Raw genomic sequence first — 25,863 nt, forward strand, 5'->3', positions numbered from 1 at the left:
GCTGGATGGGGCATGCGGGGCCTCGCCCGTCGGCAGGTCGTTGATCGTGGCAGGACGGTCGTACCCCGGACCCGAACGGGTCGGTGTTTTCGTGGCGGTGCTCGGAGTCCCGGCGTCAGGGCGTGCGCCGCTGGCGGTGTTGCCCTGTGGGCTGCCGCCCGCGGTGTTGTTCGTCCCCTCGGGCACCGGGCGTCCGGACGTGTGCAGTCCAGTCTGTTGGGGCACCGGGGACTCAGGTGCGGGCTCGCCCGTCCCCGGCCGCGCCTGAGAACCGGGAGTGTTCGTCGTGGGCCGCGTCTGGTGCGGCGTGTCGGCGCCGGATGTGGGACGGGTTTGCGCGCCCGTCGAAACAGCCGAGTCGGGCTTGGTCGTGCCGACGTGGTTCGTGTCGGGGGTACGGGCGGGGCCACCGGCCGGCGTGTGCGTTGTCGGTGTCGTCGGGTCCGGGCTGTCGACAGCCGATGCATTCCGCACCGGACCGTTCGTCGGGCCCGTCGAGTTCGGCACGGACGAGTCCCCGCGCCCTGTGTTCGGGCCGGGACGCGTAGGACCGCCCGGCACGTGTGTGTTCGGGGTGGTCGAGTCCGGGCTACTCGCCGTCGGCCCGGGACGGGTTGTACCGCCGCCCGGCGCCGTCGTGTTCGGTACCGACGAATCCGGTCCGCCCACCGTTGGCCCGGGACGCGGTGTCGTACCGCCCCCAGGCGTGGTCTGCGGCGGCGCGGCGTCGGCGGTGCGGATGGCGGTGATCGGGCGGCCGCCGCCGGGGCCGCCGCTCGGGGGCGGGGCGGGGGTGGCGGTCTCCGGGGTGATCTGGCCGTTGCCGCCGGGGCGGACTCCGCCGGGCGTGGGCGTGTTGGTCTCCGGGCTGCCGTTGGCGATGGCGGTGACCTTGTTCGGGGTGTCGATCCTGCTGGGGCCCTGACTCAGGGACACCGCATCCGAGGAGTTGTTGCGCAGCGGCGGAGGTGTGGCGACGCCGTCCACCGGAGGAGTGCTGACGGCGTGCGGGGTCGGGTTGTGTGGAACCGGCGTGTTCTTGGGGACGTTGACGTTCGGGACGCCGCCGTCGATGGTGGCGGGATTCCCGCTTGGCCCCATGCCGCCGCCCGGGCGCCAGTCCGGGCCCATCCAGGCGCCAATGCCGGCGCCGAGCCCGATGTTGACGCCCTCACTCTTCCAGTCGATGTGGAATTCGCTGTGCGTGGCCCAGGAGGCGAGGGCCTGCGCGAACACATCGGTGCCCAGCGTGGTCGCGGCGCCCAGGATCGCGTTGACCGCGAAGTTGCCGACCGGCGCGAAGGAGCCCATCGCCGAGATGATGCGGCCGACGACGGAGGCGACGAACGAGATGACCCTGCTGACGACCCCCAACAGCGCGGCGAGCAGGGCGCCGAGGGCCGGAAGGACGAAGCCGAGCGCGAGCCCGAAGAGGGCGGCGAGCCCGGCCAGCGCCTCCGCCCTGTTGATCTCCTCGATGGTCCGGTCGAGCTGGTTCGCGTAACTCTGCAGCGCCTCGCTGATCCGCCACGCGGTGATGGCGGCCTCGAGGAGCTTGAGGGCGACACCGCCGCCCGGCGCGCCCGCGCCCGCGTTCTGGCTCGAGGCGTAGGCCTCCCGCGCCGCGTCCGAGGCCATGCCGGACCAGGGGATGCCTCGGACCGCTTCGGTCGTGGACACATACGTCTCGAAGAACGTGTTGCCCACCCGCATCCAGTGGGCGGCCAACTCACGGATCGGCTGGGAGTCGAAGCTTACGGGCATTCTCGGGTCCTTCGGAGCGGCCGTGCGCCTGGGCGGGCGGCTGGGCCGGAGGCGGTAGGGGGGTGGGTCCGGGGGCGGCGCGTAGGCTCCGCGGTACTCCGCGCGTCGCACCGAGGGGTGCGCCGCGGAGCAACCGCAGGCGTACCCGGCGCTAGTCGACCGCCGGATCGAGCACGGTCTGCACGATCGCGGGCTGGCTGCGGCGGCCGACCAGCAATCCGCGGCCCGGAGGCCGGCGTGCCGCGCGCTGGTCGCCGATGAGGGTGCCCTCGCGGGGGTCGCCGGAGAGGATCAGGCCGCCGGTGCCGAACTCCTGCACCCTGCTGACCAGCGGATCGGACAACAGTGCGCGCCCCGCCCCGGTGACCCGGCGGGCGATCACCACATGGAAGCCGATGTCGGCGGCGTGGGTGAGGTAGTCGGCGAGCGGGGCGAGTGGGCCGCGCTGCCCGGCCTGGCCGGCGACCAGGTCGTAGTCGTCGACGACGGCGTACAGCTCGGGCCCGGACCACCAGTCGCGCCGCCGCAGTTCGCGGGAGCCGATCCCCGGGGGCGGCATTCGCTCGCTGAGCTTGGCGGTGAGCTGCTCGGCATACGCCACCGCGTGGTCGTTGTTGGCGGCCTGCGCGGCCAGGTACTCGTCGGGCACGGCCTCGAGCAGCGAGCGCCGGTAGTCGAAGACCATGAAGCGGATGTCGTACGCGGAGTTCCGCTCGGCCATGCCCCGCATCCAGGACCGCAGGAACGAGGTCTTGCCGGAGCCGGAGTCGCCCAGCACCAGGAAGTGCGAGTCCCCCTTGCCCAGGTCGATCGTGGCCGGGGCCAGGTCGAGCTCCCGTATGCCGATGGGCACTTCGCTCGGGGACCGGGCTTCGGCTGCGGTCTGCGCGGCTGTGAGCTCCTCCGCACCGGCAGCGGACCCGACGGCGGCCGCCGCGGCGGCCTGCGCGGCCTCGACCGCGGCCGCCAGCTCGGCGGGGGTGATCAGCTCGGGCAGCACCCGCACCCGCGGGGCGACCGCACCGGTCCACCGTGCCGCGGATTCCGCGATCGCGCTCTGCTGTGCGGCGCCGAGGCCCTCCACGGTCTGCGCCCCGTCGAGCCGGGGCAGCGCGATCTGCATAAGGTCCCCAGGGGGTGCGATGCCGCGCCCGGGGACGGCGTTGACCAGCTGCTTGGCGGCCTTGCGGCTGACCTCGGACTCGCCGGTCTCGTTGAGCCGCAGCTCCAGTCGGCCACCGATGGCGTCGCGCAGGCTGGTGCGTATCTCCATCCAGCGATTGGCGGTGATCAGCAGATGGACACCCACACCGAGGCCGCGCGTGGCGATGTCGTGCACCTGGCTCTCGGCCTCGTCCACCGCCGTGCGCAGCGCTGCCCAGTTGTCGATGACCAGCACGATGTCGGTCGCGTTCTGCCCGTCGGGGAGGCCTCCCCCGGTGCGCAGCCCACGGAAGGCGGCGGCGGAGTCGATCCCGAGCCGCTCGAAGAGCTGCTCCCGGTCGATCACGGCCTGCCGTACGAGGGCGAGCACTCGGCGTACCTTGGCCTCGTCGTGCCGGGACGCCACGGCGGATACATGCGGCGCCTCCTCGAAGGAGCCCAGCGAGCCGCCGCCGAAGTCCACGCAGGCGAACTGGAGTTCCGCGGGGGTGTGGGTGAGCATCGCGCTGAGCATGGTGGTCCGCAGCGCCATGGACTTGCCGGTCTGCGGGGCGCCGACGATGGCGACATGGCCGTGCGCGCCGCCAAGATTGACCTGCAAGGCGCGTTGCGCCTGCATCAGCGGCAGATCCACGACGCCCAGCGGGAAGGTGAGTTGACCGAGTGCCGTGGCGCCCTTGACGACCTGGAAGCCCCGGTCGGGGTCCTCGCCGACCGGGCCCAGCAGCGAGTCGAGGTCGATATGCGGCGGCAGCGGCGGCAACCACACCTGGTGCACCGGCCGGCCGTAGAGCCGAAGCCGCTCCACCGCGATCTGCATCTCGGTGCGCGCCCCCGCGGCCGGCAGCGGCACCGGGGACGCGACCGGTTCCTGCTCGTTGTCCCCGTCGCGTGCCTGCTCGGCGGTGCGCAGTCCGTACGGCGCCGGATCCGGCACGGGGCCGGTCTCCGCCGCCTCGCTGTCGGCCGCCTGGTAGCTGCCCGACACATGGGCGACCCGGAACCGCACGTAGACCGACTCGTCGACCTTGAGGTACGCCGAGCCGGGGATCGGCGGCAGCTTGTACGCGTCGGCGGTGCCGATGACCGCCTTGGACTCGCCGGCCGAGAAGGTCCGCAGGCAGATCCGGTACGACAGGTGGGACTCCAGGCCGCGCAACCGGCCCTCGTCCAACCGCTGGGTGGCGAGCAGCAGATGCATGCCAAGCGACCGGCCGACCCGGCCGATCTGGACGAACAACTCGATGAAGTCCGACCGCTGGGAGAGGAGTTCACCGAACTCGTCCACCACGATCACCAGGTAGGGCATCGGTTCGAGCGGCTTGCCGTGCACATCGGTGCCGCCTTGTGCCTGCAGGATCTGGTACGCGCGTACGGAGTCGACGTTGCCGGCGTCGCGCAGCATCCGCTGGCGGCGCTGCTGTTCGCCGATGAGCGCGGCGCGCATCCGGTCCACCAGGGCGAGGTCGTCGGCGAGGTTGGTGATCAGACCGGCCACATGCGGGAGTTCGGTGACGCCGGCGAAGGTGGCACCGCCCTTGAAGTCGACCAGGACGAAGCTGAGGTGCTCCGGCGAGTGGGTCATGGCCAGGCCGGTGACCAGGGTGCGCAGCAGCTCGCTCTTGCCCGAGCCGGTGGCGCCGACGACCAGCCCGTGGGGGCCGACACCGCCCTGCGCGGACTCCTTGAGGTCCAGCACCAGGTCCTCGCCGGTGCCGGCCACCCCGATCGGGATCCGCAGCAGCGCCTCGTCGTCGGGGGCGCGCCAGAACGCGGTGGGGTCCAGCTCGGCGAGGTCGCCGACGCCCAGCATCCGCGGCAGCGAGACCATACGGGAGAGCACCTGGTCGCGCTCGCCGGACAGCCGCAGCGGCGCCAGGGCGCGCGCGACCTGTTCGTACAACGCGGGCTCCGCTTCGTCGGGGGCGGCGTCCTGGACCGCGTGGCACAGACTCGGGTCCCGGCTCTCCAGGGCCAGGCCCCCCGCGTCCTCCAGCCGGGCGCGGACATCGACCCGGCCGGGCTCCTCGTTCTCCTTGTGCACCAGGCAGACCACATGGATGCCGCTGCCCGGGCCGGCCTCGGTGAACAACTCGGCGAGCAGGGGGGTACGGGCCCAGGGGGCGTCGGGGCGGTAGCCGTCGAGGACCACGACACAGCGCTGGCCCATGGTGGCCTTGTCGCGCACCGAGGGCAGCATGGTGGCGCGTTCGGCACGCTCGGCCCGGGCCCGCTCCAGCCTGCGCTCGAGGATGTCGGCGACGCCGTCGAAACGGCGGGCGACGGTCGGCACGACGCCGGCCGGGACGGTCCCGGCGTCGGTGTCGTGAGTGTGCGGCAGCCATTTGGTCCATTCCCAGGGCGAGTCTCCCTCCTGGCCCTCCTGGCCCTCCTGGTCCTCCTGGCCCTCCCGGCCCTCCCGGTCCGGCTCCTCCGCGGCGAGCACGACCAGCTGGACGTCGTCGGGGGCGTGCAGCACGGCGAGTTGGAGCAGCAGCACCGCGGCGGCGCCCCGGGTGCGCTCGGGGGTGCCCAGCAGGCTGACCACGCCGCTGCCGGCCAGGTCGATCCAGGCGGGCTGAAGCCCGACCGTCGCGTAGTCGCGGACCAGTTTCTCCGAGGCTCGCTGGGACAGCGGCTCGTACTCGGCGGTCGGATCGGCCTTGTTGCCCTGTACCAGCGACAACTTCGGGAAGCCGCGGCCCAGGCCGAGCCGTACCTTGAGGAAGTCGGCGTCACTCGGGCGGCGTTCCCAGACCCGGCGGCGGCCGCATGCGATGGCCCACAGCCGGTGCGGGCTGGGGTGCAGAAAGGCCCCGACCGCGCGCTGGGTCGCCGCCGAGGCGCGGGCCTGGGCGCGGATGCCGGAGAGGTACTCGAAGTAACGGTCCCGCTGGCGCAGCCGCTGCCGCCGGGTCGTGGAGCGGGACTGCCAGCGGACATAGAGCGTGATGCCCACGGACAGCAGCACGAAGGACACGCCGAGCATGATCATCCACGGTCGGCCGAAGGTGACCATGTACGCGGCCATGCTCACGCTGCTGAGCAGCGGCAGCAGGATGATCAGCCAGTTGGCGGCCTGGCTGTTGTTGGGCTTCTGGGGCGGGGGCGCCAGAGAGACCTTGTTCTCCGGCAGTGACGGCGGGAAGGTCCGGGCGGGGCGGTGGAAGGCGGTACGCGTCATGTCGGTGTGCCGCTCACCAGTCCGCGCTGATGGCGGTGGTGTCAAAGTCCATCATGTCCTCCGGCGCGGAGCCGGGCGTGCCGCCGCCGTCGCCGGGCGAGTCGACGCCCAGGAGGAACTTCTGGAACATCTCGGTGAGCGCCACTTCGCTCTGCGCGTTGCCTGCGGCGACCGCCATCACTCCGGCGGCCATCACGTTGAGCACTCCGCTCTCCGGGGAGTCCTCTGTGCCGAAGAGCCCGTGCATGGTGGACGTCCACTGGTTGTTCATCGTGTCCACTTCCAGCTGGGTTCTGCCCGCCCAGCCCAGCGCGAGGCCCGACAGCGTCGTGTTGATCGCGCCGATGGCGTCCGCGACCTCCTTCGCGTGCGCCAGCAGCCTCTGGGAGCTGTCGGAGAGACCTGTCGGGTCGATGTAGAGGGAGGAGACGTCGTAGTCGGCAAGCTCAGGCATGCGGGCTCCGCGGTCGGGGCTGCAGCTCCGCCGGGCGGAGGCTGCGAAACCGGGGGATGTGAAGGGCGGGGGATGTGAAGGCGGGGGATGTGAAGGGGCTGCACGGGCCGTCACGGACCGCGGGCGGAGCGCGCGGTGCGCGTCAGGTCATGTTGTTGTAGTTGGCTGTTTCCATCTCGTGGTAGTTGTCGTACGCCACCTGCATCCGGCGTACGACCTCCTCCAGCAGGTCGTGCAGGTCGGTCTGCGAGCGCGCGAACCACTGCTGCACCTCTTCGAGGCTGGCCGATGAGGGGGTCTGCCACTCGGTGCCGACCGTCTCGAACTCGCCGGCGATCCTGCCCAAGGCTGACCCGATATCGCCGGACTGGACTTTTACTGTTTCGATGGCGCGCTTCAGATGGCCCAGGTGTACCTTGAAATCAGACCACGACATATCGGGCATAGTTCGACCCTTTCGTCACGCCTTGCGAGCTGCTGAACACGCTTGGGGGGTCGGCGGTCCACGTCGCCACACCGGTAAACTATGCGCTCGAACTTTACCAGGAAACGAATGCATGGCAATGGCCCGTGGTAATCGGAGGAGAGATGGCCGCGCATCCGCCCTTGACGGATTCTTTACCTTGATGGCTGCCTTTGGATCGCGCCGCTGTACTACCCTCCGGCGTGCGGTCCCATAATGGGTATTCGAGCCGAAGAGCGAGAGGTTGACCATGCCGGATGAAGGTAATATCGAGCACTCGCACTACGACTTCTGGAGGCCGGACCCCAATGCTCCGCAGTCCGAGCCGGAGGCACCCGACCCGGACCACGGAAAAGACCTCGGGTATCTGGTGCCGAATGTCAGCGTCTCCTGGGGTGTCCTCCCGAGCTTCAACAACCCGCCCCCGGGGAGCGAGCAGCAGGGAGGCGGGGACGTCGACGAGGACGTGCCCGCGACACCGCCCATCAGGGTGGACCTCTCAGGTGTGCGCGCCACCGAGATCACCCTGATCAGCGCGGCGCGGACGGTGGTCGACGCCTACCAGGGGCTGCGCGAGCACGTGCTGTCGGTGCAGGACGACGTGTTCGGTCAGAACGACACGGACCTGGAAAAGGACCCGACCTACTACGCCACTTCTGCGCAGGAGGTCCCAAGCCAGATCCAGCCCATCGCCCGGGAATTCGCGGCGTCCATGAATCCGGCAATGGAAAGGGCGCTGTACTTCATGGGGACAACCCTGGAACTGTTCGGAGAGTACATCGCGCTCATAAACAGGACAGGGCAGACCTACTCCGAAGTCGACCGCAATGCACGATTCCCGACCGAGGCCACCAATAGGCAGGTCGTGACGTGACCGGGACCCGCGACTTCCCTTTCGGGCCCGCCGTACCGTCCCGGCCGGGCGTCGAACTCTGACCCGGACCCTGAGGCCATTCCGGGGCGCGGTCCACCGACGGTTCCGCTCCTGCCGTCGGTGGGCATATTTCCACCACATGGAATCCGGGAATGTCAGACCGCCGTCCTCGACGGAAGATCCTGAGGCCGCAGAATCGTCAGATCGTCAGTGCCGGGGTCCAGGAGTTCGGCGACCCGCTGGGCGTGCTGCTCGGTCATCCGCTGGAACATCTGTCGGGCCGTCCGGCCGTTCCCGAAGTGCTCGGTGCGCTCGATCCCGTCGAAGTACTCCACCAGCGCGGCCAGCGTCTCGTCCGGCAGCCGGTACTGGTGCCGGGCCGCCTGGCAACGGACGATCTCCATCAGTTCGTCGGAGGAGTAGTCGTCGAAAATGAGGGCCCGGGTGAACCGGGAGGCGAGGCCCGGATTGGAATCGATGAAGCGCTCCATGTCGGCGGGGTAGCCGGCCGCGATCACCACGACGTCGTCGCGGTGGTCCTCCATCAGCTTCACCAGCGTCGCGATCGCCTCGTGCCCGAAGTCGGTCGACTGCGCGTACGGCACCAGGGCGTACGCCTCGTCGATGAACAGCACCCCGCCCAGTGCCCGCCGGAAGACGGCCGTGGTCTTCGGCGCGGTGTGGCCGACATACTCACCGACCAGCGAACCGCGGTCGGCCTCCACCAGGTGGCCGCGGGCCAGGAGCCCGAGCGCGGCCAGCAGCCGCCCGTACAGCCGAGCCACCGTGGTCTTGCCGGTGCCCGGGTTGCCGGCGAACACCAGATGGCGGCTGAGCGGCGGGGGCTGCAACCCGGCCTCCTCGCGCCGCTTGACCATCTGCATCACCTTGGCCAGCGAGCCGACCTCCTGCTTGACCCGGTCCAGGCCGACCAGCGCATCCAACTCGGCGAGCAGATCCGGAAGCTGTTCCTGGGGGGCGCTCTCCTCGACGTTCTTCTTCCCCGAACTCCCCTTGCCGGCAGCAGTCTTCCGCCGCGCCAGTCCTGCGTCGGCCACCGCCACGGCACCCGCGGACGGCTCCGTCTCCGCCTGCGGCAGGGAGCTGACCGCCACATCGCGCACCCGGCAGTCCTCGAACACGGCCTCCGCGTCCTCGGCCGCCGACAGGTCCTCCTGGACATCGTGCACCAGCAGTCGGCGCAGCACCGACGTCGACCTGGACCCCGTGTAGACCGCGGGGAACGCCGAACCGGAGATCTCGCAGTCCTCCAGTATGCCCGCGCCGCCCTCGTGCACGTACACCCCGTTCTTGCCGGCGCCGGTGACGGTGACCGCACGAATCCGCGGCGCGGCCCCGGTCCACAGCACCAGCCCGCTGCCCTGCGCGTCCGATATCTCCACCTCCTCGATCCACGCCTGGCTGCGCTCCTCCAGGAACACCCCGGCCGACCCGGTGCCGGCCACCTGCCCTCCCCGGATCAGCGCCGCCGTATCGGCCGCCACCTCGATCCCGGTCCGCCGGATCGCCCGGAACTCGCAGCCGTCCAGCAGCGGCCGGTGCCGGGTGGCGAGCCGTACCCCGGTCTCCGCCTCGCTGATCACACAGTCGCGCAGCACCGCGTCGGCCCCGTCCACCTGGACCCCGGCCAGCCCGGCGCGCTCGATCCGGGTGCGTTCGGCCAGCAGGTCGGCGCCCTCGCCGAGCCGGATGCCGTACTGCGCGCTGTCCTCCACCGCGCAGTCCACCAGCACCGCCCGGGCGCTGCCGGCGAGTTGCACCGCGGAGTGGCCGGTCGCCGTGATCCGGCAGTCGGCCAGCTCCAGCACCGCGTTCCCGTCGGCGAGCAGCCCGCCGGAGCCGGTGCGGGAGAAAACCCCGCCCCGCACCCGGACTGCGGCGCTCTCGGCGACCGCGACCGCGGAGCCGGGCACATCGACGATACGGACCGACTCCAGCTCGACGCGCGCGGTGCCGTACGCGAACAGCCCCGCGCCGTGCGCCTCCCGCACATCGCAGTCCCGCAGCAGGACCCGGCTGCCGCCGGAGACCAGCACGCCCTCGGCCTGGGTGCGGAAGATCTCGCACTTGTCCAGCCGGACCCGGCGCTCGTCCTGCCCGGCGGAGGCGCCCTCGTCGCCGTCAGGACCTGTCGCCTCGGGCTTGGGCTTGGGCTGGTGGAGCGTCTGCGGCGCGGGCTGGCCCGGCGCGTCCTCGATCCGTACGCCCTGGGCTCTGGTGTCGTGCAGCCGGCAGCCGCGCAGCAGCGGTTGCGCGGGCGCGTACACCAGCAGCGCCGCGTCGCCGGTGTGGGCCAGCTCGCAGTCGTCGAAGGTGGCGCTGCTGGTGCCGCCGAGCAGCACCCCGCAGTCGGTGGTGCGCTGCACCCGGGTACGACGCAGATCGGCCCGGGCCGTGTCGACCAGGGTGAGTCCGTAGCCGTCGACCGAGCGGACCGTGCAGTCCTCGAAGCTGCCGCGAGCGGTCCCGGTGACATGCACCCCGGCCCGCTTGGCGCCGTGAACCGTGCAGCCGCGTACCTGCGCCGTGCTGTCGCGTGCCAACTCCAGCCTCCCGCCGGACAGTTCGCAGCGCTCCAGCTCCAGCGAGCCGCCCCGGGCCAGGACCACCGGCTCGGCCGCGTCGAAGCCCTCGAACCCAAGTTCCCGCAGTACGACCTGGCCTGCCGTGATGCTGACGGCCGGGCCGTGCGCCGCGGTGATGCGCACCGTCCCCGGGCCCTTCTCGGCCACCACGGTGATATCGCGGTCCAGGACCAGGGACTCCGTGTAGGAGCCGGGCCGGATCGAGACCACCTCGCCGTCGGCCGCCGCGCGGATCGCCGCCCCGATGGTCCGGTGGGTCCCCCAGCCGCGGGTGGCGACGCGGCGCAGGTCGGGAGTCATATCCCCCCGCCCATCTCCATCAGCTTGCCGAACACCCCGAAGACACCGACCGCCAGCGGTACGGCCGCGAGCGCCAGCGTCGAGGACAGCCCGCTGATCCAGGCGGGCCGCTCACCGATCGACTCGCCCTCTGGGAAGGCCCTGATCAGGCCGGCGGCGAGCATCACCGGACCCGCCAGCAGACCGGCCAATGGCCCGGCCCAGTCGGGCGCGCCGAGCTTGCCGGGGGTGCTGATGGCGACAGCCAGCAGGCCCGTCGTACCGGCGACGACCACCGGCAGCACTGCCGCGGTGATCTTCAACTGGCCAGCGCGCAGCAGTAGTACACCGCTCACAGACACCGCCAGGACCAGGCCGTACGCGTCGTCCGAGGTGGCCAGCAGCGTCAGGGCGGCGATCAGCACGGCGGAGAGCAGCTGGGTGAGCCCGGCAAGCACCCGGCGGCCCCTGCGGACCAGCGCCGGGATGGCCTCGCCGGTCGCCGCGTCCTCCTCCGGAGGAGCGGACAGGGCGACGAGGCGCCCGGAGACCGTCGGCGCCACGCTCAGTGAGCCCATCGCCAGCACCGCGACGACCGCGGCGCTCTCGGCGCTGCTGGCGCCGAAGCCGGACAGCAGACCAGCGGTGGGCAGCAGCACCGCGGTGACCACCAGAGCGGTCAGGGTGACGACATGGTTGACGGCGAGCCTGGCCGCGAGCGCGCCCGCCAGTGCCCCCGCGGACGCCGCGATGACCGTCCTGGGAGTCGTGTCCATCGCGGTCGGGAGGAGGACCGTGCCGACTGCGAGGAGCGGTACGGCCGACAGGGCCACCCCGAGTCGCGTCGGCAGGGCCAGTGGCCAGGCACGGCGGGTGGCGTGCCAGGCGAGGAGCGCTACGCCGAACCCGGCCAGCAGCGCCGCCGGCCCGACCAGCGGGAAGCGGGGACCGTCCACGGCCAGCCCCACGAACCAGCCGAGGGCGCCGGCCGTCCCGCCGAGGCCGAGGAAGAGCAGAGTCAGTGCGCGGTGCCGGGTGTCCCAGCGCAGCCCCTCCTCGTTGGCCTCGCCGACGAGTTCGTCGAGGTCGGTGATGAGCGGCTCGTCGAACTCACCTGCCGCCACGTCCCGCAGATACAGCGTGGCGCCGTCCGCGACCCCGGACTCGGTCAGGGACGCGCCCGGCGAGAGCGGCCTGGCACCGGGCAGGGCCAGGGACCAGACCGCGGGGAAGGTCTCGTCCTTTTGCTCCTGGCCGGTGAGCCGCACCAGACTCGGGGCGTACTCGGCGATGGCCGCCCGGGCGGGTACCGCCAGGTCGACCCGCCGCCGGGCGCCCACGACCGTGATCCGGCACAGTTCGTCGTCCACTTGGCTGTCCTTGGAGTACATGGGGGTGGCGGGGCAGGGCGAGGTGGGCCGGCCTCGGTCGGCGACGGTCGCCGCTAGTTGCCGTTGTTCCAGGTCCGGATGTTGGACAGCTCGGCCTCCGCGCTGTTCTGGTAGCTGATGTTCAGCGCCCGGGCGATCTCACCGAGGATGCCCGTCTGCGGGTCGAACAGACCGATGGCGGCTTGGTCCCACTCGGTCTGACGGGCCTGGTAGTAGCCGGCGGCCTCGCTCCGGAGCCAGGACTCGGCGAGCGGCGTGAGGCGCCGCTTCAGCTCGTTGAGCCGGTCGATGCAGTCGTCGGCGCGGTTGACCATGGCCGGCCCAGCGTCGGCGAGGCCGGCGGTGACAAGGATCGGAAGGCTGTCGGGGCTCGGCACGGGAAGCTCCTTACTGGGCTGGTGCGGGGGCGGACCTCAGGCGAGGTTGGCAGCAGGCAGGTTGGCTTTGACCGAGGCCATGTTCCGGTGGTTGGCGACCTCGGTGTTGTCGTAGTTGTGGTAGTTGCCCATCAACCCGTCGCCGATTGCCCGGAGTGCCTCGTTGAGCTGGGCGGCATAGCGGTCCCACAGCACCATCAGGTCCTGGAACTCGTTGGCCGCCATGCCCTGCCACTCGTTCTGGAGGGCGGTCACATAGGTCCTCAGCTGTTGCAGCCACACCGAGACATCGTGCGCGGTCAGATGCGTGTCACTGGAGGCCGCCTGCAGGTCGACCAGCGTGACGCCGTACTCGACACCGCCGGGTGTCGTGTGGGGAGTAGGGGTGGACACGAATCATGTCTCCTAACACATCGTAAACCTGTCAACGCCCTTGCTTTTGCCTGTTCTGGCTTTTGCTCGCCCTGGCAGGAATTGAGGGTATGAGAGGAGCGGGCATGCTCCCATCGCCCGGAAGCCGGTCTGCCCCGGTGGGCAGAGATGCATGGTCTAAAGGGCAACGTGACCGCGTCTCCGGCATTTTCCGGCATAGGTTGAAGTGCGTGAACGGCCGCCTTCGTCATTCAGGTAGCGGCCCGCCTCGCGAAAGGATTCACGGCAGTGGGCGAACCCACCCGTCAGGAACACAGAGCACCAGGAATACCGGGCTTCGCCGCAAGCTTCGCGTCCAGCTCCCGGCAGCCGGGGGACCGCGACACGCCCAGCGTGCTGTCACGGGTACTCGTCGCCGGACTGGTGATTGTGCTCCTGAGCGCCGGTGTCTTCGGCATCGGCAAGCTGATCGACTACCAGCGCGACCGCGACCAGGCCCGCCGCGACAAGGCGGCCGAGCGGGTCGTGGCTGAGAACCACCTGTTCCCCAGCCCGAGCAAGACCCCGCCCGGGGGCAACGAACAGCAGCGCGGCCGCCCGCCGTCCATCCCCGGCGGGGGCGACGGTCCGGCGCGGTCCGCTCCGCCGCCGTACACCCTGCCCAAGGGCCCGACGCCGTTCGCTTCGGCCTCCGCCGGCTCCGACGACAAGGGCAGTACGGGACCCGCCTCGGGTGGCGGCACCCAGTCCGGCGCCAACGACTCCCAGGCCGAGCAGGACGCGCAGCGGCAGCAGTCGTCCGGCAGCCAGCAGTCGGTGAGCGGCGGCGACGACAGCAGCGACCCGGGCGGCTCCACGCACCGCATCGTGGGCGAGGTCTCCGACAAGTGCATCGATGTGACCGACCACATCTCCAGCGCTCCGAACAAGACCGTGCTGCAGATCTACACGTGCGGCAACAACCCCAACCAGCAGTGGACCTTCCATAGCGACGGCACCATCCGCGCACTGGCAATGTGCATGTCCGTTCTGGAGGGCTCCACCGCGGACGGGGCGGCGATCGACGTCTACGAGTGCAATGGCAGCGCCAGCCAGCAGTGGCGCTTCACCACCGCCGGAGACCTGGTCAACGTCAAGGCCGACAAGTGCGTCGACGTCAGGGATCTCAGCAGCGCGGACGGCGCCCGGCTGCAGTTGTGGACCTGCGCCGGCACCGGTAACCAGAAGTGGCGGCTGGCCTGACCACCCTCGAACCGGCCGGAAGAGGCAGGAGTTCACCGTGACAGACCCGCTGGGCGCACACCGCCCCGATATGCAGCAGTTTCTCCAACAGGCCCAGGCGATGCAGCGCAATCTGCTCCAGGCTCAGCAGGAGCTGACCGCGCTGCGGGTCCAGGCCACCTCCGGCAACGGCGCCGTACGGGCCACGGTCGACGGCGCCGCGCGGCTGCAGAGGCTGGACATAGCGCCCGAGGCCGCCGACCCGCACGACACCGAGGGCCTCGCCGAACTGGTGCTCGCGGCCATCCGCGAAGCCACCCAGTCGGCGCAGGAGTTGGCTCAGCAGAAGGTGCTGCCCACCATCGCGCACACGCTCGGCGATTCCATCACCGCGAACCTGCGCGGTTCGACGGGCGGTGTCTGACCTGCCTCTCCGGCCGGTCGGATACCCCTTGGCATAGTCGCGGCCACCACGAGGAGAATGCCGCCCGACAAGCCGGCCGTAGCCACGAAGGCCTGCGCGACATCACCGGTTGGAGCGTCTGGCTCCGCGTCGCGCGTCCGGACGCGGTGGCAAGGATCGGCGGCGCCGGTGTAGCTGACTGAGTATCAGAATGCGACGTGGCGTCCATCGAGGGCCAGAAGGATGCGAGGCGTTCTCGGGCAACCCGAGGCGACCTCTCCGGGAGCGTTTCCCGGTCCCACCCATACGCCGAACCGCTGCCGTACGAGCAGTCGGCGTGCCCTGAAAGGCTCGATCGATCCATCATGTACATCACGTCGTCCTCGACCACTCCGAAGGAAGACGAGAACCCGCCCGCAGTCGCCTCGCTGGACGGCAGCTCCCCGTCGCACGCGGGAGGGCCCGGGAACGCCGTGCCGGACCGAGGCCAGGCCTTCATGCGGGTGATCAGCGCGACGGAGGCAGCCGCCCTGTTGCGCTTCGCCAGGACACTCACCCTGGGTGATGTCCACAGCGCCGAGGACCTCGCCCAGGAGACTCTGCTACGGGCCTGGCAGCATGCGGACCGGCTCATCTCCACCCAAGGGCTGGCGCGACCCTGGCTCTTCACCGTCGTGCGGCGGCTGGCCATCGACGGTTTCCGGGCCCGTCGCAGGCGTCCGGTGGAGCTGCGCCCGTTGGACGCGGACCTGGACGTGGACGTCGTGCCCGACGTCGGCGAGCGCATGCTCACGGCGCATGTGCTGAAGAGGGCGATGGCAGATCTGGCCCCACCCCACCGCGAGGTGCTGGTTCACCGGTACTACGTCGATCGCGGTGTCGAGGACACCGCAGCCGCGTTGAAACTCCCGATCGGCACGGTGAAGTCCCGCACCAGCCACGCATTGAAAGCACTGCGCCAAGCCGTAATGGCCCAGGGAATCCACTCGCCTCAGTAAAGACCCATGGTTCCCGGTCTTCCGTTTGCGGTGAGGGATTCAGCTCTCGAATAGGCCGCCGACGCCCCTATCGCACGCGGGGAGCGAGCAGCTGAATCAGGAAGGCCAGCGACTGCGGTTCCGCGACGGGCCGCGGCCCGGCTGACACGCCGATGCGTCGCAGGAAGGACGTTTGAGGTGATCTCGATCGCGATCCTCGCCAGTGACCCGGTCACCGGGGAGGGAGCCGCCTCCTGCCTGAGTAGGCAGCGGGGACTGACAGTACTGCCCCAGCAGGAGCACGCGCGGGCGGACGTGGTGCTGATGCTGACGGTGGACGTCACCGACGAGACGATGCTGCTGATGGCGGCGGTGGCCGCCCGCTCGGTCAATCCCGGCATGGGAATCGTGCTGGTCACCGGAAGCATGTGCGAGGCCCAGGCGGTACGGGCGGTGGGGTTCGGTCTGCGCAGCGTGATATGGCGTCAGGACGCCGGGTTCGACGGAATCACCAAGGCGATCCGAGGTGTCGCCGACGGATGCGGCGTGCTGCCCGCTTCGATCCAGGGCTGGCTGATCAACCACATCGGGGCGGTCCACCGCGACGTGCTGGCGCCGATGGGACTGACGCCGTCCGGGCTGGAGGCCCGTGAGGTGGAGGTGGTACGGCTGCTCGCCGAGGGTCTGGACACGACAGAGATCGCCCAGAAGCTGAACTACTCCGAACGCACGATCAAGAACATCATCAGCGGCATGATCAGCCGTCTCGGACTGCGCAACCGCGTCCACGCGGTCGCCTTCGCATTGCGCTCCGGAACCCTGTGAGGTCACTGACTGAGGTGAGTGCGGAGTTTTCACAGGCCGGTGACCCTATCGAGGATGCCGGCGCCGACCGGCCGCAGATGTCGTCACCCGGCCGTGACGGAGCCCATGTGAGCTCCCGTCAGGGTGTCGCTGTCACGGTGGCGCCGTGGCCGACCGCGGAGGTCCGCAACCCCCAGGGCTCGAACGCAGACCCGGGTCCGCCGACGCCAGGCGGGGCCGAACCGAGACCGGGGGCACCCGGCCCTTGGGCCCCGGTCGCGGTCGGCGTCGGGTCAGGAGTTCAGCGGCAGACGGTCGGCGGGCGCGGTCTGGCACCAGTCGGGGTAGGGGGCCGGGAGGGCGCTGGCCGAGTCCAGTTCCCCCAGGTCCTCGTCGGTCAGTACCAGGTCGACGGCGGCCAGGTTCTCGGTGAGCTGGTCGGGGCGCTTGGCGCCGACAATGACGCTCGTGACTCCATGCTGGGCCAGCACCCAGGCGAGGGCGACGCGTGTCACACCCACGCCGTGGCGCGCGGCAACGACGCGCAACGCGTCCACAATGTCCCAGCCGCGTTCCCGGTCCACGGGCGGGAAGTCGGCGAGAGCTCGGCGCGCGGTGTCGTCGGCGGTGCCGTCTCGGTCGAACTTGCCGGACAGGAACCCGCCTGCGAGCGGACTCCACACCAGTGTGGCGAGCTTCTGGTCCACAGCCATCGGCAAGATCTCCCGCTCGATGTCCCGTCCGGCCAGCGAGTAGTACACCTGCTGGGACACGAAGCGATCCCACCCGCGCAGCTGCGAGGCGCCGAGGTACTTCATCATCTGCCACGCCGCCAGGTTCGACGCGCCGATATAGCGGACCTTGCCCTGCCGGACGGCGTCGTCCAGAGCGGCCAGCGTCTCCTCCACCGGGGTCAGCGGATCGAAGCTGTGGATCTGGTACAGGTCGATATGGTCCGTACGCAGCCGGCGCAGGCTGTCCTCCAGCGCCCGGCTGACCCACAGCCGTGACAGGCCGATGTCGTTCGGGCCGGCGCCCATGCGGGCGAAGAGCTTGGTGGCGAGCAGCACGTCCTGGCGCCTCGAGCGCAGCACCCGGCCGAGGATCTCCTCGCACTCGCCCGCCGCGTACATGTCGGCGGTGTCGATGAGGTTGACACCGGCGTCGAGCGCCAGGCCCACCAGCTCGTCCGCCGCCTTCTCGTCCAGACCGCCGACGAGGCTCCATGGCGGCGTGCCCGCCCCGCCGAACGTCATCGCTCCCAAAGCGATTCGGGAGACGAAGACCCCCGTGGCGCCCAGCTGCTCGTACCTCATTGACGCACCTTCCGCCGATCCGTGTTCGGGCCGTGGACGGTGCTGCCGCGGCCGTGCTGCCGCGGCCGTCGGCACGGCTGGCTGCGACGCTACGGGCGCCCAGTCGGGCAGGCCATGATCAAGCGTCTGAAGAACCTGTGCGTTCGTCCACGTCAGCCGGCACGCGGAAGGGGACACTGGGCCAGCCGTCCAGCCTCGCCGCCACCGCTTCGAACGGGGCGCCGCGGTAGTGCGCCGGCGAGATGCCGGTGACCCGTTTGAACGCCGTGCTGAACGCGGTCTCTGACGAATACCCCCATTCGGCGGCCACCGAGGCCACGGTCCGCTCACCGCGGCGCAGCTCCCGGCCGGCAGCCAGAATCCGCCAACGCTGGAGGTAGACGAGTGGCGGCAGTCCTACGAGTTCCTTGAAACGGGCGGCGAAGCTCGCCCGGGACATGCCCACCTGAGCACCGAGCGCGGCAACCGTCCACGGGCGGCCGGCCTGCTGGTGCATCAGCAGCAGCGCACGGCCGATGCGCGGATCACGGAGGGCACCCAGCCAGCCCGGCAGGGCGGTCCCGTCCGGTGCCCCCGCTCCCGCCACGACGGCCCGCAGCGCCTGGATGAAAAGGATCTCGGTGAGCCGCCCCGACATCACGCAGGTGCCCAGGCGCACGGCGCTCACCTCGTCGAGAAACACCCCGAGCAGCGGCTGGATCGCCTTCGCCTGGGGAGTGCCGACGAGGATGGGGACCAGAGGTGGCAGTCCGTCGAGCAGCAGGGCGACGGTGGCGTCGAGGAAGTGGACGCTGCTGCCGACGATGAGTGTCCGCTCCTGATCGGTGGTGCCGGGCGGCTCCCCGATCCGCACGACGCGGCTGTCGGAGGTCCGGTAGACCTCCTCCCCGCTGCGGTACGGCGTGTCCAGGTCCCCGGAGAACACGAACGACTCGCGCGCGGCCAGCAGGAAGCAGTCACCGGCTTCGAGGCGCACCGGCTCGGCCCCGTCGGCGCTGAGCCAGCAGGAGCCGTCCAGCACGGCCCCGATCTTGATGTGCTCGTGGACGCCGAAGCGGAGTGCCCAGCTGCCCCACGCCTCCAGGCCCGAGAGCGACCCCGTCCTCACGTTCAACGAGGCGAGGACATCGGACAGCGGGTCAACCGGTGATTGCATGTCGGGCAAGTTACTGGAGCGGCCCGGGCGGCGGGAGGCCCGGCTTCAGGGCCGGTCGCGCAGCGGGGCGTAGCCGCGCTCGTACAAGGCCTTGGCGCCGTAGCGGAACGTGATGTTGGGTACGGCGGGCGGCAGGGACCTGGTCCGGTCGCGCCGGTGGGTCTGCCGCTGCGCCCACCGGGCGCGGGGGAGCCTGCGCTGGACGCACTGCTGGAGGAGGTCTCCGGTGTCGCCCCTGCCGGCCAGTACCTCGGCGAGGACCTGAGCGTCTTCGACGGCCGTCGCGACGCCCCGGGCCATCTTGGGCGAGCTGGCGTGGGCGGCGTCCCCGACGAGCACGACGCGTCCGTGTGCCCATGGCTTGCAGCTGACCTCCCCCACCGGTGAGAAGTACGCCTCTTGGGCGGCGGTTGTGGACAGCAGGTCCCCGGCGCACCGCTCCCCACCGGATCTTTCACTCAGGTGACGTATGCACCTGCTGGAGTTCCGCCTTGCCGCGTCCACCCGCGTTGCGGTGGCTCCCGTGCCGGCTCCGGGCGGCGCGCCGGCGGCGGCCGGACACGCGGCCGGACGCCAGGCCGGGCACGAGGCCGGACGCCAGGCCGGGTACGAGGCCGGGGGATACGGCCGACCGGTCCGGGACGCCGGTGAGGGTCGCAGGCGGGGTGTGTTTCGGCGGGCGGGACCCTGCGGGGCTGGCTAGCGTGACAAGCCGGACCATTCATCGAGCAGGAAGAGCCTTGAGTCATGGCCGCACAACCTGAGGGAACGCCGGTCTGGGCCGATGCCATGTTCGCCGACGTCGAAGGGGCCAAGAGCTTCTACGGCGCCGTACTGGGCTGGACGTTCGGCGAGGCCGCTTCGGAGTTCGGGAACTACACGCAGGCGTACCGGGACGGGAAGGCCGTCGCCGCGGTCGTGCCGCCGATGCCGGGCGCCGAAGGGCAGTCCGCCTGGTGCCTCTACCTTGCGTCGCCGGACGTCGGCGCGACCGCCGACAAGATCCGCAACAACGGCGGAGAGCTGCTCATGGAGCCCATGCAGGTCGGAGACTTCGGGTCGATGCTGCTGGCCCGCGACCCCGGCGGCGTGGTGTTCGGCGTATGGCAGGCGGGTACGCACAAGGGCTTCGAGGCCTCGGGTGAGCCCGGCGCCTACGCCTGGGCCGAGGTGTTCACCCGCGAGCCGGAGAAGTCCGATGCCTTCTTCCCCGCCGTCTTCGGCTACAGCAGCCAGCGAATGGAAGACGACAAGATCGACTTCAAGGTCTACAACCTCGGCGACGCCACCGTGCTCGGCCGGATGAAGATGGAGGAGGACTTCCCGCCCGAGGTGCCGCCGTACGTCAATGTGTACTTCGGCGTCGACGACTGCGACGCGGCCGTGCAGAAGGCCGTGGATCTCGGCGGAGTGCTGCGCTTTGGTCCGATGAGCACGCCCTTCGGGCGCTTCGCGGCGCTGAGCGATCCGCAGGGCGCGTCGTTCTCGGTCATCGACGCATCGACGACCGAGGGCGACATGCCCAAGATGTCCCCCGCTTAGAGGCGGTGCCTACGGGGCGCCGCGTCGCCCTGGCGCACGCCGACGTGACGCAGCGCCCCGTGCCCCGAGGTGCTGAGGGACGCGGGTCTGGTTACGCTGCGGCAGGACGGCACTGTCGCCAGTCGATGTGGAGCAGCCGACTCGACACCCTCGCCGAGCCGGCAGAGGCCGCCGGGCACGCCGACGCGGGCGGGACGGCGGAGAGGGAGGAATGACCCCATGAGCTCCGAGGCGATGAGTCAGGACACCGTGACCGTCGGGCGGCGCATCGCCGCCCGCCCCGGCGCCGTGTTCTCCTTCTTCACCGACCGCGAACGCTGGCTCTCCTGGATGGGTGTGGACGGCGAGTTCACCTTTGAGTCCGGAGGCCCCTACCACACGAACGTCACCGGGGCGGACCACGCTTCCGGGCGTTTGCTGGAGATCGATCCGCCCAAGCGTCTCGTCTTCAGCTGGGGCTGGACCGAGGAGGGCGCGCCGGTGCCGCCCGGCTCCAGCATCGTGGAGATCACCCTTGATCCGGACGGCGAGGGCACCCGGCTGACCCTGGTACACAGCGGCCTGCCCTCCGCGGAGGCCTGCGCCGCCCATGCGGAAGGCTGGGAGCACTACCTCGACCGCCTCGCCGTACGGGCCGAGGGCGGCGACCCCGGCCCCGACGACTGGGTCCGGAAGCCGGCCTAGGACGTAGGGCGTCCTGGGGCGGACTCCGCCCCGGGCCCTCGTACGGTCCAGAAAGCTGTGCCTCGAGCACCGTACCGGCTGGGAAGCCCGGGTGGCGCGCGCGGTGCGGCGGCTCCTGTGCGCGCCGCGACGCCACGGGGAGCCTGCGGAGAAGCCGGCCCGGCGTGACCGCTTCGGAGCTTTCTCCAGCGGTCTTGGCGTTTGCCATGAAGCTGAGTGACTTTCCTTGCAAATGCCAGAGCAGCCGGCCTACTGTGGCGCATATGCAGTCCTACACCATTGGGCAGGCGGCGCGGCTGCTGGGCGTCAGCCCCGACACCGCGCGCCGCTGGGCCGACGCCGGCCGGATCGCGACCCACCGCGACGAGGGCGGCCGACGGCTGATCGACGGCCGGGATCTGGCCGCCTTCTCCGTCGAGGCCGCCCAGAACGGCGACGGGGAGGACGGCGAGCCGTACACCTCCGCCCGCAACGCCTTTCCGGGGATCGTCACCGCGGTCAAGCTCGGGGACGTCGCAGCGCAGGTCGAGATCCAGGCAGGGCCGCACCGGCTCGTCTCCCTGCTCACCAGGGAGGCCGTCGAGGAACTGGGCCTCGAGGTCGGCATGCAGGCCACCGCACGGGTGAAGTCGACCAGCGTCCACATCGACACGCCATGACCCGCTGACGCCATGACTCTCCCGAGGAGCATCACCGCCATGCGCCCCCCGGCCGCCGGGCCCGCACGCCCCGCCGGGTCCGCACGCCCCGGACGCCGTGCCGCCGCCGCGCTCGCCGCCGTCGCTCTGCTCGCCTCCCTTGCCGCCTGCGGCGACGGCGGCGACGAGGCGTCCTTTGGCAAGGCGTCCGGGAAGGCGACACGGCTGACCGTGCTCGCCGCCTCCTCGCTCACGGACGTCTTCAAGGCGGCAGGCGCCGCGTACGAGAAGTCGCACGGGGACGTGACCGTGACGTTCTCCTTCGCCGGGTCGCAGGAACTGGCCGCTCAGGTCCGCCAGGGCGCACCCGCCGACGCCCTCGTCACCGCGAACACCAAGACCATGGACGACGTCAGGGATGAGACGGGCGAGCCGGTGGTCATCGCCCGGAACCGTCTCGTCATCGCCGTGGGCGAGGGCAACCCGCACAAGGTCGACGGGCTCGCCGACCTGGCCGACGCCAAGCTCAAGGTGGTGCTGGCCGCGCCCCAGGCGCCCGTAGGCAAGTACAGCCGGCAGGTCCTGGACGCTCAGCGGGTGACCGTCCGGCCCGTCTCGCTGGAGCCGAACGTGCGCGCCGTGCTCAGCAAGGTCGAACTGGGCGAGGCCGACGCGGGCATCGTCTACCGCACCGACGCGGCCGTCGCACGGGACGAGGTCGACGCCGTCGAGATCCCGGACGGGCAGAACGCCGTCGCCGAGTATCCGGCGGCCACCCTCAAGACCTCGGAGAACGCCCGGGAGGCGGCGGAGTTCGTGGCGTGGCTGCGCAGCCCGGAAGCGCTCAAGATCCTTCAGGGCGCGGGCTTCCAGAAGCCGTGAAGCGCCGTCCGCACGCCCCGAAGGACCGCCGGCTTCCCGGACCCGCCGTACTCCCAGGGCCGCCGACCCGCCCGGACCCCCGCCGCACGAGAAACCCGACACCCCCATGAGACGCACCCGCACCCGCACCCGCACCCCGATCACGCTCGCCGTGCCCGCGCTGCTCGCGATCGCGTTTCTGCTGCTGCCCCTCGTCGGGATCCTCGTGCGCACCTCCTGGGGCGAGCTGGGCACGCATCTGACCGCCCCCGGGGTCACCCAGGCGCTTCGGCTCTCACTCGTCGTCTCCTTCTGGTCCCTCGGCCTTTCCCTGCTGCTCGGGGTGCCGCTGGCCTGGCTGCTGGCCCGTGTGGACTTCCCCGGCAAGGCGGTCGTCCGCTCCCTCGTGCTGCTGCCCATGGTCCTGCCGCCCACCGTCGGCGGCGTGGCGCTGCTGCTCGGCTTCGGCAGGCGGGGGCTGCTGGGGCCCTGGCTGGAGGATGCCTTCGGCGTCACCCTGCCCTTCCACACCTCCGGAGCGGTGGTCGCGGCCACGTTCGTCGCGATGCCGTTCCTCGTCATCAGCCTGGAGGGTGCAATCGCGGGGCTGCGGCCGGGCTACGAGGAGACGGCCGCCTCGCTGGGGGCCTCGCCGGTACGGGTGTTCTGCACCGTCACCCTGCCCATGGTCGCCCCCGGCCTGGCCGCGGGCGCGGCCCTCACCTGGGCGCGGGCACTGGGCGAGTTCGGCGCGACGATCACCTTCGCCGGCAATCTGCCCGGCGTCACGCAGACGCTGCCGCTCCAGGTGTATCTGCTGCTCCAGGACCAGCCCGAGGCCGCCACGTCGCTGTCGTTGCTGCTGCTCGCCATCGCCATGGCGGTGCTCGTCGCCCTCCGTGGACGCTTCAGCGCCGGGGCGCGAGGGAGCGACGGAGCCCGGGGGGCGGCGCGGGACGCGGACGACGAGCCGGCGGCGCGGCCCGCCGGGCCGGCCGAGGGGTCCGCCGGGCCGGCCGAGGGGTCCGCCGGGCCGAAGGCCGCCGCCGATGCCGACGCCGCCGACGGCACTGACGGCGGCACCGTCGGCGGCGGGCGCTGGGCGCTGCACGCCGACGTCACCGGCTTCGACCGGCTCACCCTCGACGCGGAGCCGGGCGTCACCGTCGCGGTCGTGGGACCCAACGGCGCGGGCAAGACCACCCTCCTGCGCGCACTCCTCGGCCTGACCCCCCGTTCCCACGCCGTGCTGCGCCTCGGCGGCCTCGACGTCACCGAGCTGCCGCCGCACCGCCGGGGCGTCGCCTGGGTACCCCAGAGCGGGGCCCTCTTCCCGCATCTGAGCGCCCTGGGCAACACCGCCTACGGGCTGCGCGCCCAGGGCGTCCCCCGCGCGCAGGCGCGCCGTGCCGCGCAGGAGTGGCTCGACCGGCTGGGCGTCGGCCATCTCGCGGCCCGCAGGCCGGCGCAGCTCTCCGGCGGACAGGCGCAGCGCGTCGCGCTCGCCCGAGCGCTGGCCGCACGGCCCCGGCTGCTGCTTCTCGACGAGCCGCTCGCCGCGCTCGACCAGACCACCAAGGCGCACGTCAGGCATCTGCTGCGGCGCCATCTGGACGGCTTCGGCGGAGTCTGCCTGATCGTCACGCACGATCCGGTGGAGGCGCTCTCGCTCGCCGACCGGGTGCTGGTGCTCGACGACGGCCGGGCGCTGCAGGACGCCCCGCCGGCGGAGGTCACCCGGCATCCCCGCTCCGCATGGGTGGCCCGGATGCTCGGGCGCAACGCCTGGCCCGGAACGGCCGGCGCGGACGGGCTGGAGCTCGCGGGCGGCGGGCGGCTGGCCGTCGCGGGGCCGCTGGACGGCGAGCGGGAACGCCCCGCTGCGGGCGAGCGGGCGCTGGCGATCATCGCGCCGGAGGCCGTCTCCGTCCACCGCGACCGGCCCGGCGGCAGTCCCCGCAACGTCTGGCCCGGCGCCGTACGGGAGATCACTGCGGTCGGCAGCAGGCTGAGGGTGCTGGTGGCATCGGACCGGGTGCCGGATCTGGTCGCCGAGATCACCCCGGAGGCGGCCGCGGAACTCGCACTGGCCGACGGCGTGCCCGTATGGACGAGTGTCAAGGCCACGGAGATCTCTCTGGTGGCTCTCTGAGTCAAGGGGCGCTTCTCTTTTGACATTGAGTCAATTGCGACTCGATGTAGCACAGTTCCGCTCATTCGGGGTCGTGATTGGTCGTCGATCCGGAACTCTTGTTCCATGTACGTGTGTTGTGGAAGGGTGAGCCTCCGTACGCCCGAACATGGCGATTCTGTTCAGCAGTTCGACTTTGGCCGCTTATCAGGTCCATACCAATTGAGCGCGCCCTTTCAACCCTTCACCGCTGTGCCCTGAACGGAAAGACACCCATGCACCATCCGAGCACCCCCCACACCCCTTCCGCCGTGCCGGTCGCAGCTGCCGCCGAGGGCGGTGACGCCGCGCTGGCGGCCCTGCTGGGAGGCGAGGGCGAACCGTTCGCCGTCGCCGCGCTGCTGACCCGCCACTGGCAGGCCGTCAGCGACTACGCCGCCCTGTGCGCGCCCGGTTCTGCGGGCGCCGACACCGTGGGCGCCGACCCGGCGGGGAGCGCCGCCGGTACGCTCGCTGCGGCCGCTTTCCAGCAGACTCTCGGAGAACTGCGTGAGCAGGGCGGGCTCAAGGGCGCGCTCCGTCCCCGGCTTCTGGTGACCGTACGTGAAATCGCCGCGGTCTGGGCGGCGGACCCGCGTGTCGCCGCAATGCTGCCCGGACTGCAGAATCCGGACGTCCCCGGAGAAAGTCGCCGTCTCGTCTCGCGTGCATTTCAGATGATGCCCGAACCGGTTCAGGTGCTGCTCTGGCATACCGAGGCGGAGGCGGAAGGCGTATCGATTCCCGCCGCATTGCTGGGCGTCGACCCGCGCAGCGCATCGGCCCAACTGGAACAGGTGCGTGAACATTTCCGGGCCGGCTGTCTACGCGCGCATACCGAACTGGCCCCGAACGCGGAATGCCGCCACTACACCCGGCTGCTCGACGTGTCCCTGCGCCGCGGCGGCACACTCATCCCCGACGTCCGGCAGCACCTCGCCCAGTGCCCCTACTGCCGGTACGCCGCCGAGCAGCTCCGCCATTCCGACGGGCGACTGGCGCTGCTTCTCGCCGAAGGAGTGCTCGGCCACGCGGCCCGCGGCTATCTCGACGGACGGCCGGGCCGGCAGCGGCGGCGCGCGCAGCGCACCGCAGAAGCCCCGCCCGCCTTCGCCGCCGAGGACGCCGTCCCCGACGCGCCCGGAAGCGGCCGGCCCCGGGCG

General features: G+C 71.2%; 20 protein-coding genes and 2 pseudogenes. 11 read left to right on the forward strand and 11 right to left on the reverse strand.

Annotation, left to right across the window (positions count from 1 at the left end; all coding sequences use genetic code 11):
* From QCN29_RS33360 to QCN29_RS33375, 4 genes and pseudogenes are all read right to left on the reverse strand, one after another.
* Window positions 1-1,764, reverse strand: a pseudogene (locus QCN29_RS33360) (hypothetical protein); the annotation flags it as partial.
* A gap of 151 nt (window positions 1,765-1,915) precedes the next feature.
* The gene (gene eccCa, locus QCN29_RS33365) at window positions 1,916-6,112 is read right to left on the reverse strand and encodes a type VII secretion protein EccCa (protein ID WP_279932850.1); all 4,197 of its coding nucleotides are present in this window, start codon (window positions 6,110-6,112) and stop codon (window positions 1,916-1,918) included.
* A gap of 13 nt (window positions 6,113-6,125) precedes the next feature.
* Window positions 6,126-6,566, reverse strand: coding sequence for a hypothetical protein (locus QCN29_RS33370; protein WP_279932851.1), 441 nt, complete (start codon window positions 6,564-6,566; stop codon window positions 6,126-6,128).
* 142 nt (window positions 6,567-6,708) lie between these two features.
* Window positions 6,709-6,912, reverse strand: coding sequence for a hypothetical protein (locus QCN29_RS33375; RefSeq protein ID WP_279932852.1), 204 nt, complete (start codon window positions 6,910-6,912; stop codon window positions 6,709-6,711).
* A 367-nt stretch (window positions 6,913-7,279) separates the two neighbouring features.
* Between QCN29_RS33375 and QCN29_RS33380 the strand changes: the two genes are divergently transcribed.
* Window positions 7,280-7,903: a hypothetical protein gene (locus QCN29_RS33380; RefSeq protein ID WP_279932853.1), complete on the forward strand. Its 624-nt coding sequence runs from the start codon at window positions 7,280-7,282 to the stop codon at window positions 7,901-7,903.
* Window positions 7,904-8,058: 155 nt separating this feature from the next.
* On the opposite strand, the gene QCN29_RS33385 is transcribed toward QCN29_RS33380, so the two are convergent.
* The 4 genes from QCN29_RS33385 to QCN29_RS33400 form a co-directional block, all read right to left on the reverse strand.
* Window positions 8,059-10,809: a right-handed parallel beta-helix repeat-containing protein gene (locus QCN29_RS33385; protein WP_279932854.1), complete on the reverse strand. Its 2,751-nt coding sequence runs from the start codon at window positions 10,807-10,809 to the stop codon at window positions 8,059-8,061.
* Window positions 10,806-12,158, reverse strand: coding sequence for a type VII secretion integral membrane protein EccD (gene eccD, locus QCN29_RS33390; protein ID WP_279932855.1), 1,353 nt, complete (start codon window positions 12,156-12,158; stop codon window positions 10,806-10,808). The genes QCN29_RS33385 and eccD overlap by 4 nt, the downstream gene beginning before the upstream one ends.
* Before the next feature lie 74 nt (window positions 12,159-12,232).
* Window positions 12,233-12,556: a WXG100 family type VII secretion target gene (locus QCN29_RS33395; protein ID WP_279932856.1), complete on the reverse strand. Its 324-nt coding sequence runs from the start codon at window positions 12,554-12,556 to the stop codon at window positions 12,233-12,235.
* Window positions 12,557-12,592: 36 nt separating this feature from the next.
* Window positions 12,593-12,949: a WXG100 family type VII secretion target gene (locus QCN29_RS33400; protein ID WP_279932857.1), complete on the reverse strand. Its 357-nt coding sequence runs from the start codon at window positions 12,947-12,949 to the stop codon at window positions 12,593-12,595.
* A 372-nt stretch (window positions 12,950-13,321) separates the two neighbouring features.
* Here QCN29_RS33400 and QCN29_RS33405 point away from each other — a divergent pair, with 372 nt between their 5' ends.
* From QCN29_RS33405 to QCN29_RS33420, 4 genes are all read left to right on the forward strand, one after another.
* On the forward strand, window positions 13,322-14,170 hold the full coding sequence (locus QCN29_RS33405; RefSeq protein WP_279932858.1) for a ricin-type beta-trefoil lectin domain protein: 849 nt from the start codon (window positions 13,322-13,324) through the stop codon (window positions 14,168-14,170).
* Window positions 14,171-14,207: 37 nt separating this feature from the next.
* Window positions 14,208-14,573 (forward strand): YbaB/EbfC family nucleoid-associated protein, encoded by a 366-nt coding sequence (locus QCN29_RS33410; protein WP_398860493.1) that lies wholly within the window; start codon window positions 14,208-14,210, stop codon window positions 14,571-14,573.
* 344 nt (window positions 14,574-14,917) lie between these two features.
* On the forward strand, window positions 14,918-15,550 hold the full coding sequence (locus QCN29_RS33415) for a sigma-70 family RNA polymerase sigma factor (RefSeq protein WP_279932859.1): 633 nt from the start codon (window positions 14,918-14,920) through the stop codon (window positions 15,548-15,550).
* 177 nt (window positions 15,551-15,727) lie between these two features.
* Window positions 15,728-16,354 (forward strand): helix-turn-helix transcriptional regulator, encoded by a 627-nt coding sequence (locus tag QCN29_RS33420; RefSeq protein WP_279932860.1) that lies wholly within the window; start codon window positions 15,728-15,730, stop codon window positions 16,352-16,354.
* 272 nt (window positions 16,355-16,626) lie between these two features.
* On the opposite strand, the gene QCN29_RS33425 is transcribed toward QCN29_RS33420, so the two are convergent.
* From QCN29_RS33425 to QCN29_RS36960, 3 genes are all read right to left on the reverse strand, one after another.
* A complete protein-coding gene (locus QCN29_RS33425; protein WP_240138161.1) occupies window positions 16,627-17,649 on the reverse strand; it encodes an aldo/keto reductase in 1,023 nt (340 codons plus the stop codon).
* 118 nt (window positions 17,650-17,767) lie between these two features.
* Window positions 17,768-18,805 (reverse strand): AraC family transcriptional regulator, encoded by a 1,038-nt coding sequence (locus QCN29_RS33430; RefSeq protein ID WP_279932861.1) that lies wholly within the window; start codon window positions 18,803-18,805, stop codon window positions 17,768-17,770.
* A gap of 45 nt (window positions 18,806-18,850) precedes the next feature.
* Window positions 18,851-19,309, reverse strand: a complete 459-nt coding sequence (locus tag QCN29_RS36960) for an FAD-dependent oxidoreductase (protein WP_318036763.1) — start codon at window positions 19,307-19,309, stop codon at window positions 18,851-18,853.
* 243 nt (window positions 19,310-19,552) lie between these two features.
* Here QCN29_RS36960 and QCN29_RS33440 point away from each other — a divergent pair, with 243 nt between their 5' ends.
* The 6 genes and pseudogenes from QCN29_RS33440 to QCN29_RS33465 all read left to right on the forward strand — a co-directional run.
* A complete protein-coding gene (locus QCN29_RS33440) occupies window positions 19,553-20,347 on the forward strand; it encodes a VOC family protein (RefSeq protein WP_279932862.1) in 795 nt (264 codons plus the stop codon).
* 219 nt (window positions 20,348-20,566) lie between these two features.
* Window positions 20,567-21,031 carry an SRPBCC family protein gene (locus QCN29_RS33445; RefSeq protein WP_240138165.1) on the forward strand — a complete coding sequence of 155 codons (465 nt, stop codon included), beginning with the start codon at window positions 20,567-20,569 and terminating at the stop codon, window positions 21,029-21,031.
* Between the two features lie 263 nt (window positions 21,032-21,294).
* Window positions 21,295-21,690: a TOBE domain-containing protein gene (locus tag QCN29_RS33450; protein ID WP_240138166.1), complete on the forward strand. Its 396-nt coding sequence runs from the start codon at window positions 21,295-21,297 to the stop codon at window positions 21,688-21,690.
* Between the two features lie 39 nt (window positions 21,691-21,729).
* Window positions 21,730-22,551: a molybdate ABC transporter substrate-binding protein gene (gene modA / locus QCN29_RS33455; RefSeq protein ID WP_279932863.1), complete on the forward strand. Its 822-nt coding sequence runs from the start codon at window positions 21,730-21,732 to the stop codon at window positions 22,549-22,551.
* Window positions 22,552-22,657: 106 nt separating this feature from the next.
* The gene (locus QCN29_RS33460) at window positions 22,658-24,682 is read left to right on the forward strand and encodes an ABC transporter permease (protein WP_279932864.1); all 2,025 of its coding nucleotides are present in this window, start codon (window positions 22,658-22,660) and stop codon (window positions 24,680-24,682) included.
* 254 nt (window positions 24,683-24,936) lie between these two features.
* Window positions 24,937-25,863, forward strand: a pseudogene (locus tag QCN29_RS33465) (hypothetical protein); the annotation flags it as partial.

Source organism: Streptomyces chengmaiensis (assembly GCF_029846775.1).
Taxonomy (GTDB): domain Bacteria; phylum Actinomycetota; class Actinomycetes; order Streptomycetales; family Streptomycetaceae; genus Streptomyces; species Streptomyces chengmaiensis.